Here is a 3,530-nt window from a genome sequence, read left to right as displayed (position 1 = left end):
GCTTGTAATATGCGAAAAACCTTATGTTCACCAAAAAGTTGATCTTCCGGAAATTAGGCCTTATGTAGTAATTGGAACATGGTCGTTGTTGGAGATGCAGAAAAAGAAAAAGTAGCAAGTTACCAGAAGGTGTTACGCCAGATACATTTGGTCCAAGGGTTAAGTCTATAATTGCAGCACTCAGCGAATTTTACAAAAACTCAAAGCGTGAAGTGGCTAGTATCATAAATGACATTTTTAATTTGAACATAAGTGTTGGCAGCATATCAAATCTTACTATTACCCACAAATATGAGGTTCGTGAGCAAGTCGCCATCCTTCTGCTAAATCAAAGAGACGTTTATATCCTTTCCAAAGAGTAATTGGTCCTGGTTTTGGGTCATTTTTTCTTGCTAAATGGCCTCCAAGTTCATGAAACAGCTTCTTTTATGTTGGGAACTACACTTGGACATGGTTTTCTGTGTATTTTAACGTATAAAACTTTCCATTCTTCTTCAGCTAATAAGGTAGTACATGGTAATGTTGGGTTAGCTCTTGCAATTGATGTAATAAAGAAGATCCTCCAAGCAATAATACTCATAACTGTTAGATATCTCATTAGTCTTTCTGCTATTCCAAGCCTACATTCTTCAACTTTGAGACCGGATTTAAAATTTTATGTAATATCTCTATTTTCCATCTAAGGCAATTGTCAGTTAAAAACGTGATATAAAAGAGATAAGAGAGAAAGATAACCCTGCTCACTAGGAATAGCGGGCGTGCGCGACTGAAAGGAAATTGGTATTACAACCGTTGGTATCAAGGTACGCTAGCCCTATCTCTCGATACGTTTGAATAGTTGCTTGGGACATATATATGCACCCGTTTACAATCTTAAATTAACTAAAACTATCGAGGTTTATTATGGTTACATCTTATCAAAATTTTATTGGCATTGACATCGGAAAATTTAAAAATATCGTTGCAATTCACAAACAGAAGAATGCTGTCGAATTTGATAATAATGCTTCTGGTTGGCAACAATTATTTCAAGAGTTTTCAGATATTCTACCTAATGCTTTAGTGACTTTAGAAAATACAGGGAAATATGAGCTTGGCTTATCACATTTTCTTACCGACAAAAATATTGCCGTGCATCGAGCTAATACTCGTAAAGTAAAAAGCTTTATTTTATCTCACGAAACTTTAGCAAAGTCTAGATGCAAGAGCTCTTGCTCAATATGGATTTGAACGCCATAGAACTATCTCTCTATTTGTACCTACCTCTACAGAACAATCAACTTTGGCTGCACTTTGTCAACGTCGTGATGATATTACGCAAATGAGAACTCAAGAAAAATGCAGACTTGAAGCACCGGAAAATGATCATATAAAAGAAAGCTGTCAAAAGACCATTGAGTTTTTCGATAGTCAAATAAACGAACTCAATGATACTATACAAAAGATTATTGATGAAAGCCGCGCATTACAACAACGCCAAAAAATTCTTAAAACAGTTCCTGGAAAAGTTATCACAAGATTTTTTGTGTTTAATGCCAGAGCTTGGTTACTTAAATAGAAAAGAAGTAGCAAGTCTTGCCGGAGTTGCACCGCATCCAAAAGAAAGTGGTAAAGCTGTTGGTTACCGAAGGATTACAGGTGGTAGAAGTAACGTTCGTTCAAAGCTCTTTACAGCCGCTATGGCTGCTACAAGGTCAAAATCTATACTTGGCGCCTTTTATTCTAAGCTTGTTGAAAGTGGTAAGAAGAAGATGGTGGCTATAACAGCCCTAATGCGTAAAATTATAGTAATTGCTAATACAAGACTTAAAGAAGCAATTAATTTGCATACTTAAAAATCTTCACAACGGTAACTGAAATTGGCTAATGAATATGTGCGTCCACACAGACTTAAAGCACATATTCATTAGCTTAAGCAGAAATTGCTGTGGTAGCTGTTTGATATAAAATTCTATTTCTATGACAAACGGGTTTTTATTGCCCATATAATTTGCAAAATTACACAAATAAAAAAATTTTTAAAAAACATAGTTGATACCAACTAATTTTTTCAACAGCTTCATCGAAAGTATTAACTGAAAGATTCGTTAATAGCATCCATTCTAGCGGTTTTTTTTAAGGGAAGGGGAGTTTTCTCAACAACATAAACTGCATAAAGTGGTAATTTAGGTAGTTCTTCCGTCTTATGCCTAATATTATTCTTAGATGGATTCATCATAAACTTTCCAAATCTAACTTCCAAACGTGCTGTTCTTTTTGGCTTATTATCTTTTACAGGAACTTCAACTTCTACCGTACCTGCACAATGAGAGGATTTAATAAATGCCCATAACTTCTGCTCACCTTTTTCAGGATATCGAGATTTTCTATTTACCGCTCTATCTCTGCATGCTCTAACTAGCACTGCCGAATTAAGATTATGTGCAAGCTCAAAAAAGTCATATATATCTGCTTCTCTATCGCATACAGTTATAGTCTCAGTTTGAGTTGGATCAATAATATTATTTGTTTTTCTTAAAGTTTCCAACCACTTTACGCTTTCTTTATCTTCAATGCGATCGCTCTTTTTTTTAAGGTTCTCAGTTTCTTCAGGTCTTGAATAAACTTTTTGATCTAGTATCCCTAGTACCAAACCTTCTATACTAACGGCAAGAGCTGTATGCATTATAATACCTTTTGCAGTATCATAACTGGACAAATTTGCTAATCCGCTTGTTTTTTTATGGTTATTATATACAATGTAACTGGTATCTTGAATGACAAGAACCCTCTTGTGAGCTTTTGTTCTCTCAACCGTCTTATTAATATGTGTAGCTAAAATATCACTTTCTTTTACATTCTCATTTTGAAAAAAACGTTATGCTGTTTTTGCTTCTGACCAACTTTCACATGCTTGATTAATCTAACTTTCAGGTAATTTTGTCAAACATATCAGCAATCTTTACTAATCGCTCAGTTAACCTTTTATCTCCAAATTCATTTTTAGCCCATTCACTACTTTTACTTGCCATTTTACACCCTCAATATTTGCAAACTTTAATATTGTAATATTTTACTTTTTAGTCCATTTATATTTGTGGGTAATAGTAAGGAATGACACCGTCTTGGATGGAAACCAGTGTCAGCTACTTTCATGACACCATCACAAGGTGAAACTGGATCCCAGTGGGCTTTGTTGCATCGCTCAAGCGAAAAGAACTGGCAGTTACTGACAAAATTCATTATAAATAGCCATTTAACTGTTGAAGAAAAAATATGCCACAAAAAATGAGAGTCAGTAACTGCCATGAATATAACAAATTTCTCCAAGAAAGAGGAAGCATTTTTTGTTATATCAATGACGCCATAGAAAATTGGTACGAGAATTGTCCAAAAATGCAGGGCGGCAACTATATTTATAGTGATAAAGTTGTGATTTTGGTGCATATAATCGTCAGTTTCTTTAGAATTGGTTTAAGACAAACAGTCGGGTTTATAAAAGGGTATTTGCAACAAATAGGAAGAGATTTGCAGCTATTCACAAGCATCAA

General features: G+C 34.6%; 2 protein-coding genes and 4 pseudogenes. 4 read left to right on the top strand and 2 right to left on the bottom strand.

Going from position 1 to position 3,530, the window contains the following annotated elements; translation table 11 throughout:
- Positions 1-272 (top strand): annotated as a pseudogene (locus OZD62_RS03215) (IS66 family transposase); the annotation flags it as partial.
- A gap of 7 nt (positions 273-279) precedes the next feature.
- Here OZD62_RS03215 and OZD62_RS03210 read toward each other — a convergent pair.
- Positions 280-687 (bottom strand): annotated as a pseudogene (locus tag OZD62_RS03210) (IS4 family transposase); the annotation flags it as partial.
- A gap of 216 nt (positions 688-903) precedes the next feature.
- Between OZD62_RS03210 and OZD62_RS03205 the strand changes: the two are divergent.
- A pseudogene (locus OZD62_RS03205) lies at positions 904-1,835 on the top strand (IS110 family RNA-guided transposase).
- 193 nt (positions 1,836-2,028) lie between these two features.
- Here OZD62_RS03205 and OZD62_RS03200 read toward each other — a convergent pair.
- Positions 2,029-3,011: pseudogene (locus tag OZD62_RS03200) on the bottom strand (IS4 family transposase); the annotation flags it as partial.
- 107 nt (positions 3,012-3,118) lie between these two features.
- Here OZD62_RS03200 and OZD62_RS03195 point away from each other — a divergent pair.
- Together OZD62_RS03195 and OZD62_RS03190 are read left to right on the top strand one after the other, a co-directional pair.
- The gene (locus tag OZD62_RS03195) at positions 3,119-3,271 is read left to right on the top strand and encodes a hypothetical protein (RefSeq protein WP_155975182.1); all 153 of its coding nucleotides are present in this window, start codon (positions 3,119-3,121) and stop codon (positions 3,269-3,271) included.
- Positions 3,256-3,530 (top strand): transposase (locus OZD62_RS03190; protein WP_274979003.1); only part of this gene is annotated, 275 nt, incomplete at its 3' end. The genes OZD62_RS03195 and OZD62_RS03190, both read left to right, overlap by 16 nt.

The sequence above is a fragment of the Wolbachia endosymbiont of Drosophila seguyi genome (genome assembly GCF_028981765.1).
Classification (GTDB): Bacteria; Pseudomonadota; Alphaproteobacteria; order Rickettsiales; family Anaplasmataceae; genus Wolbachia; species Wolbachia pipientis.
This window is presented reverse-complemented; position numbering and strand designations above follow the sequence as displayed.